The following is a 6,231-nucleotide window of genomic DNA, read 5'->3' as shown; positions in this document are numbered from 1 at the left end:
AGGCGCCGCCCAGCGGGTCGTTCACGCCCCCGCCGACCGGTCGCGCCGCGGCGCGCGAGCACCAGGGCGGCGGCGGACCCAACCGCAAGCGGATCGGCGTCATCGCCGGCTCGGTGGTGGCGGTGCTGGCGATCGGCGGAATCGCGGCGTACGCGATGAGCAGCGGCGGCGGGGACAAGGAGGACGAGACCGAGCCGACGCCCACAGTGGTCCAACCGGTCGCAGTGAGCGGTCAGAAGGGCCCGTTCTCCAAGGACGTCAAGGGCGTCAAGTTCTCGGTGCCGAACGGCTGGGAGATGCAACAGGTCAACGACACCGAGGTGTGCGTGGTGCCCAGCGACCTGCCGGCCGAGAAGCGCACGACGTGTCTGCAGGGCGGACTGCGGATCTGGGTCGGTAAGACCGCGAGCCGCAAGGTCGACCTCACCGACCCGGTCGGGTGGACGCTCGGAGCCGAACCGGCCTGCGTGACCGCGCCGAACGACAAAGCGCAGCCCAGCAGCAAGAAAGACGCCATGACCAACCCGAAACCGGGCACGAAGAAGGCCGACCTGACGTACAACTACGTGCACTACACGGTGACCTGCGCGGGCGGCGCGAAGTTCGAGCCGCAGCTGTGGTGGCTGCCGGATTCGATGATCTCGTTCAGTACCGCCGGCCTGGCCCGGTCCTACGACGGAGCGATCAACCAGCTCCTCGCCAGTGTGGACACGGCGGGCTACACGAAACCGAAGAAGTAGCCCACCGTGTCCGGCGGCGGCGGTCCTAGAAGTCCGCTGCCGCAGTCACCGGCAGGAACGGGTTCTCCGGTCCGGCGGGGAACGAACTCCAGCTCTGCTCCTCGTACAGGTTCATCAACTCGTGCTCGGACTCCTCGGTGTCCGGCCACTCGGCGTTGACGACCACGTGCACGGAGGGTTGGGGATACTGCTCCCACCACTCCACTATGTGTCCCTCGCCGTCCACCGGAACGGGGTGGTGCTCGACCCGGTGGACCATCATGTACGGCCCGCCCGTCCACGGCCCTATGTGTGCCCCGCCGAGGGGGATCGCCGAGATCGAGTCGCCACCGCGCGGCAGTGCCGGTCCCGCGAAGTCTCCCGAGAGCAGCGAGCCCACGTACCCCGTCGGGGGACGGTCCGGCGGGACGTCCTGGTAGAAGTCCACCCGGACCCTGTACCGGATCACTCGCGTCCCCTCCGCTTCTGTTCGTGTCGCGCTCGACCCGTCGGCACCGCGCCCGCGACAGCGGGTGTCGGTGCGGTCGTCCTGTCGCCGGGTCGAGCTTGTCTGGCTTGTTGCGATCGGTAATACGTATACCAGCCGGCGACGGTTCCGTTTCGGCGATCACCCGGGCTCTGGACTTCCCGGCGGCGCGCGGGCAGGATCACGCGCACCGAAGGCGGCGGACAGCGCCCGGATTTCTTCGTGCGCCACGCTCGCCGGACAACGCGGGGAGGCACCATGGGCGGCAGCCGGAACGAGGCGGCGGCGGCACTCGCGCGACAGGTACCGGACGAGCCCGACGGGCGGTCGGCGGGCGACCTCGGCTCGCACGTACGGCGATTCGTCGAGTGGACGATGACCGACGGCGACCTGGTGTGCAGGTACGTGTGGCACAACCTGCCGGATCCGACGGGCGGTACGACCCGCTACACCCAGCCCGGCACCGAGATTCTGCGCCGCCGGGGCGACGACCTCCGGCGCATCGGTGAATTCCGCAACGGCGACGAGGCCGACGCGATGCTCGCGCGCTGGCGCGCGGCGGGCGGCGGCACGGACTCGACCGGCGGTCGGGACCTGCGCGGAATCGTCGGTTGGGCGCCGGAGCCGCTCCCGAGCACCACCGCCCGCCAAGAGGTCGAGCGCGCGTTCGGCGACTTCGCGTCGCGGCTCGCGTCGGCGGCGGCGAGCGGCGAATGGGCGCCGGTGGCGGCGGCGTTCACCGACGAGGTACGCGTGCGCGACCATGTGAGCGGTTTCATGGAGGGCCGACACGCGCTGAGCGCGTGGATCCAGGACGGCGTCAAGCGCACTCCGTTCACCCGCTACGACGTGCGGCTGCGGATCGTCGAGGGCAACCGCGTCTCGGCGCTGCTGCGCGCCGAGGCGTCCACCGGCGGGGTGGACGTCAACCTGCTGCTGCACTACGGCGGGGAGGGCCGTTGGGGCTATTTGGAGGTCGTGTACAACCCGCGGGAGATTCGCGGCCTGACCACCTGACAAGGTGTCAGACCATGGACGACGTACAACGCCTGTTGGCCTATGAAGAGATCCGCCGCCTCGTCGCGGGCTACGCGCTGGCCCTGGACAGTCGCGATCTGGACACGCTGTGCGGCCTTTTCGTGCCGGACGTGCGGGTCACTCGCGAGCTGTCCGGACGCGCCGCCATGCGCGAGTCCTTCGTGGCCCAGTTGGCGCCGCTGGGAGTGACCATCCTCAACGTCGGCACGCACGTGATCGACCTGCTCGATGCCGACCACGCGACGGGGCACGTGTACTGCAAGGCCGAGATCCAGGAGGGGCCGCGCTGGTTGCACCAGGCGATCCTGTACCGCGACGTGTACGAACGCCGCGACGGTGCCTGGTACTTCGCCCGCCGCCGGCACGACCTGTGGTACGGCGCGAACGTCGGCGCGAACCCCGCGGGGCTGCCGCCGGCGAACTGGCCGGAGCGTTCCTACGGGTCGGGTACGGTACCCGCGATCTGGGAGACCTGGCGGGAGTTCCGAGACGCGTCCCGACCGGGAAGCTAGTACGGGCGCGGTGCCGGTGCGGGCCGATCCGGTTCCCGCGGCCCACACGGGGCAGGCGGAAGTCATCCGGTGACGCGGGAGCGGGAGGGGGCGGCCATGGCTCGCGAGAGGCTTCCCGACGGCGCACGCGACGCCGCGGCGCGAACCGGCGTGATGTTGGCCCTCACGATCGTCGCGGCGATGGTCGCGCTGCTCGGCGTCTGGGCCCACACGTGGTTCTGGGTGTGGGCGATGCTGTTCGTGGGCCTGGGGATGCTGGGGATGGCCTGGAGCGCCCTGGAGATCCTGATCGCCCTGCAGGTGGCGGAGGAACAACGGGCCCGTGACAAGGGCGTCTACGAGGTTCGTCCGGTACAGATGCGCCCGAGGCGCCGCTCGTCCCGCTGAGAAGTGCCCCGCCGACGCGGAACGGCGAACAGGCGCGGCCCCGGATCGGGGCCGCGCCTGTCGGCGTCGGTGGGGTCGCCGCGAACGACGCGCTCGGCGAACGACGCGCCAGGGGACGACGCGCCAACCCGCGTGGGCAAGACCGCTAGGGAACGACGCGTTCCACTGCTTTCGGACCTTCTTCCTCGAGGCGCTTGCGGGCCGCCGCGACGTTCGCCTCGGTGAGGTCCTTGCCCTCGGCGAGCACCAGGTCCTCGGGGTCGACGGGGGTCTCGGCGCCGCTGCGCAGGTCCATCCGGGGTCGGTCTCCCTCGGGGAGCTGATCGCGCGGAATTCGTTCGTCGCTCATGCCGCCGCCTTCGCTGTCGATCCTGGTTGCCCCCGCGCAGAACCCGAGTACCCGTTCCCGGCCTTTCGATCCTCGCCTGCCCCCACGGCCGGCCGGGCTCCGCCGGGCCACGGGGGCAGCCGCCTCGTCCGCCGATGTGAACGACTGTCTTATACGAGCGTCATAGACAAGCGTCTTAGACGCTTGTATCGTCCTGCCATGACTTCCACCGCAGGCAAGGCCGGCCGCAGGGAATGGATCGGGCTCACCGTCCTCCTTCTTCCGCTTCTGCTCGTGTCCATGGACATGGGCGTGCTGTACTTCGCGATTCCGTTCATCGGCGAGGAACTCGAACCGAGCGCGCCGCAGCAGTTGTGGACGATGGACATCTACGGCTTTCTGCTCGCCGGCCTGTTGATCCCGATGGGTGCGCTCGGGGACCGGATCGGGCGGCGCAAGCTGCTGCTGATCGGGGCCGCGGCGTTCGGTCTCGCGTCGGTGGTGGCGGCGTTCTCGCCCAGTGCCGAGATGTTGATCGCGGCCCGCGCCCTGCTCGGTGTGGCCGGGGCGACGCTGATGCCCTCGACTCTGGCCCTGGTCCGCAACATGTTCCACGACCCCGTCCAGCGGCGGACCGCGATCGCCGTCTGGACTGCGGCGATGACCGCGGGCGCCACGCTCGGCCCGGTCGCCGGCGGCCTGCTGCTCGACCACTTCTGGTGGGGCTCCGCGTTCTTGCTCAACGTGCCCGCGATGGTGCTGCTGCTCGCGATCGGCCCGTTCCTGCTTCCCGAGTCCAAGGACGCCGAGGCCGGCCGGATCGACCTCGTCAGTGCGGCGCTCTCGCTGGTGGCGGTGCTCGCGGTGATCTACGGGATCAAGGAGACGGCGGCCGAGGGCGTGCACGTGGGGTACCTCGCGAGCATCGCGGTCGGCCTGACCGTCGGCGGGGTCTTCGTCCGCCGACAGCGCACCGCCGCCGAGCCGCTCCTGGACCTGTCGCTGTTCCGCGACCGAGCCTACGGCGCGTCGATCGCGGTCAACGTCGTCGCGGCCGTCGCGATGTTCGGCTCCGCGTTGTTCAACACGCAGTACCTGCAACTCGTGCTGGGGATGCGCCCGCTGGAGGCGGCGCTGTGGTCGCTCGCGGTGATGCCCGGGATCATGGTCGCGCTCACCGTCTCCGGTCTGCTCGCCCGCCGGATCCGGCCCGCCTTCCTGATCGGCGGCGGCTTGTTCGTCTCGGTCTGCGGGTTCGTGGTGATGAGTCGGGCGCGGCCCGACTCGCCGTTGGTCCTGGTGCTGGTCGGTGCGGGTCTGGTGGCGGCCGGTGTACTCGTGGCCACGACGTTGACCGCCGAGCTGATCCTGGGCGCGGCGCCGCCGGAGCGGGCCAGCGTGGCGGGGGCGACCTCGGAGACCGGCAGCGAGTTGGGCGGGGCGCTGGGCATCGCCGTCCTGGGCAGCGTCGCCGACGCGGTCTATCGCCGGGACATGACGGCCGCGTCCCTCGACGGAGTACCGGCCGACGCGGTGCACGGCGCGAACGACACGTTGGCGGCCGCGAGTGCCGCCGCCGCGGATCTCCCCGGGCCCGTCGGTGACCGGCTGCTCGTCACGGCGCAGGCCGCCTTCTCGCACGGCATGCACCACGCCGCGGTGGGCGGCGCGGTGATCCTGGCCTTGGCGGCGATCGCCGCGGCGTGGTCGCTGCGTGCGGTGCCCATTCCCGAGGTGCCCATCCCCGCGGTGCGGGTTCCCGAGGCCGCGCCGGGCGGTGGCGACCACGCGGAGGGCGGCGCAGGGGGCGAGGGCGAGGGCGTCACACGGATGGTTATGGAGAAGACGGGATGATCGGGTATTCGAGGATGTATCGGTAATACCGGGAATGCGAACCGGGCGAAAGCCTGATGCGGCCACGCAAAGGGAGAGACGGATGGATGAGCCTCATCAGGGCGTATTCACGGCGTTATCGGCCATTTCGAGCCCCGCGCGATATGCCGCAAGACTTTTCCCACAGGTTTCCCCACAGGTTTTCCACAGGATGTGGATCTTCCTTGTGGAAGATCACCGTGCTGCCCGGCTCCGGCTGTGGATAAACGTTTCCAGTTCGGAATTTTCCCGGTCCGAAAAGATCCGGCGCGGAATCGTGACCGCCTGGGTGGGACCGAACTCGAAGATCCACTGGGTGTCCACCCGGCGAATCTTGCGAAACGTGTCCCACGGGGTCTCACTGCGGCTGCCGCCGAGCGTGGTCACGAACGACTCGTCGGTCAGCGTGACCTCGCACGGCTCACCGTGCATGTGCTTGTTCTGCCGAGCGGCCTGGATCGGGGCCCAGAACCGCAGCGCGAGCATCGCGAGGCCGAAGCCCAGGAACGCGAGCGGCCACAGGATCGGGTCACCGGAGAGCAGCGCGGCCGTCACGAACGCGATGCCCGACGCGCACAACACCGCTCCGGCGACGATCAGCCCGCGGAACAGACCCCGACGGAACGCGATCACGCCCTCCGCGACATCGGCCTCGGTGGGGACATAGGTGGTCGAGATATGCACCCGGCCATGGTCGCACGCGGCTCGGAACGCCCGGTGAGCGCCGGACCCTCCGAGCGAACGGCTAGCCCTCCTTGGGCGTCTCGGGCTCGACCGGTGGGGGCTGCGGTGTCGCACCGGGCTCGGCGTACCAGGTCGGCGGACCGGGCGGGCCGGGGACCGCGTCGACGGGTGGTTGCGGGCCCCACGGCGACCGCTCGTGCGGAT

7 protein-coding genes and 1 pseudogene are annotated in these 6,231 nt (G+C 70.3%); 5 read left to right on the top strand and 3 right to left on the bottom strand.

Features of this window, described 5'->3' with window-relative positions; genetic code table 11:
• A pseudogene (locus GT354_RS05230) lies at positions 1 to 740 on the top strand (hypothetical protein); the annotation flags it as partial.
• A gap of 25 nt (positions 741 to 765) precedes the next feature.
• On the opposite strand, the gene GT354_RS05225 reads toward GT354_RS05230, so the two are convergent.
• Complete coding sequence (locus GT354_RS05225) at positions 766 to 1,188, bottom strand: hypothetical protein (protein WP_161354992.1); 423 nt, start codon at positions 1,186 to 1,188, stop codon at positions 766 to 768.
• Positions 1,189 to 1,464: 276 nt separating this feature from the next.
• Between GT354_RS05225 and GT354_RS05220 the strand changes: the two genes are divergently transcribed.
• The 3 genes from GT354_RS05220 to GT354_RS05210 all read left to right on the top strand — a co-directional run bounded on the left by GT354_RS05220 (position 1,465) and on the right by GT354_RS05210 (position 3,143).
• A complete protein-coding gene (locus GT354_RS05220) occupies positions 1,465 to 2,223 on the top strand; it encodes a nuclear transport factor 2 family protein (protein WP_161354991.1) in 759 nt (252 codons plus the stop codon).
• A gap of 14 nt (positions 2,224 to 2,237) precedes the next feature.
• Positions 2,238 to 2,756, top strand: coding sequence for a nuclear transport factor 2 family protein (locus tag GT354_RS05215; RefSeq protein WP_161354990.1), 519 nt, complete (start codon positions 2,238 to 2,240; stop codon positions 2,754 to 2,756).
• Between the two features lie 96 nt (positions 2,757 to 2,852).
• The gene (locus tag GT354_RS05210) at positions 2,853 to 3,143 is read left to right on the top strand and encodes an MFS transporter (protein WP_161354989.1); all 291 of its coding nucleotides are present in this window, start codon (positions 2,853 to 2,855) and stop codon (positions 3,141 to 3,143) included.
• A 145-nt stretch (positions 3,144 to 3,288) separates the two neighbouring features.
• On the opposite strand, the gene GT354_RS05205 is transcribed toward GT354_RS05210, so the two are convergent.
• On the bottom strand, positions 3,289 to 3,492 hold the full coding sequence (locus GT354_RS05205) for a hypothetical protein (RefSeq protein WP_161354988.1): 204 nt from the start codon (positions 3,490 to 3,492) through the stop codon (positions 3,289 to 3,291).
• A gap of 198 nt (positions 3,493 to 3,690) precedes the next feature.
• On the opposite strand from GT354_RS05205, the gene GT354_RS05200 reads away from it, so the two are divergent.
• Complete coding sequence (locus GT354_RS05200) at positions 3,691 to 5,325, top strand: MFS transporter (RefSeq protein WP_161354987.1); 1,635 nt, start codon at positions 3,691 to 3,693, stop codon at positions 5,323 to 5,325.
• 213 nt (positions 5,326 to 5,538) lie between these two features.
• Here GT354_RS05200 and GT354_RS56350 read toward each other — a convergent pair whose 3' ends face one another.
• Positions 5,539 to 6,027 carry a YcxB family protein gene (locus GT354_RS56350; RefSeq protein ID WP_161354986.1) on the bottom strand — a complete coding sequence of 163 codons (489 nt, stop codon included), beginning with the start codon at positions 6,025 to 6,027 and terminating at the stop codon, positions 5,539 to 5,541.
• Between the last annotated feature and the right edge of the window lie 204 nt (positions 6,028 to 6,231).

Origin of the sequence: Streptomyces sp. SID3343 (assembly GCF_009865215.1) — a bacterium.
Classification (GTDB): Bacteria; Actinomycetota; Actinomycetes; order Streptomycetales; family Streptomycetaceae; genus Embleya.
This window is presented reverse-complemented; position numbering and strand designations above follow the sequence as displayed.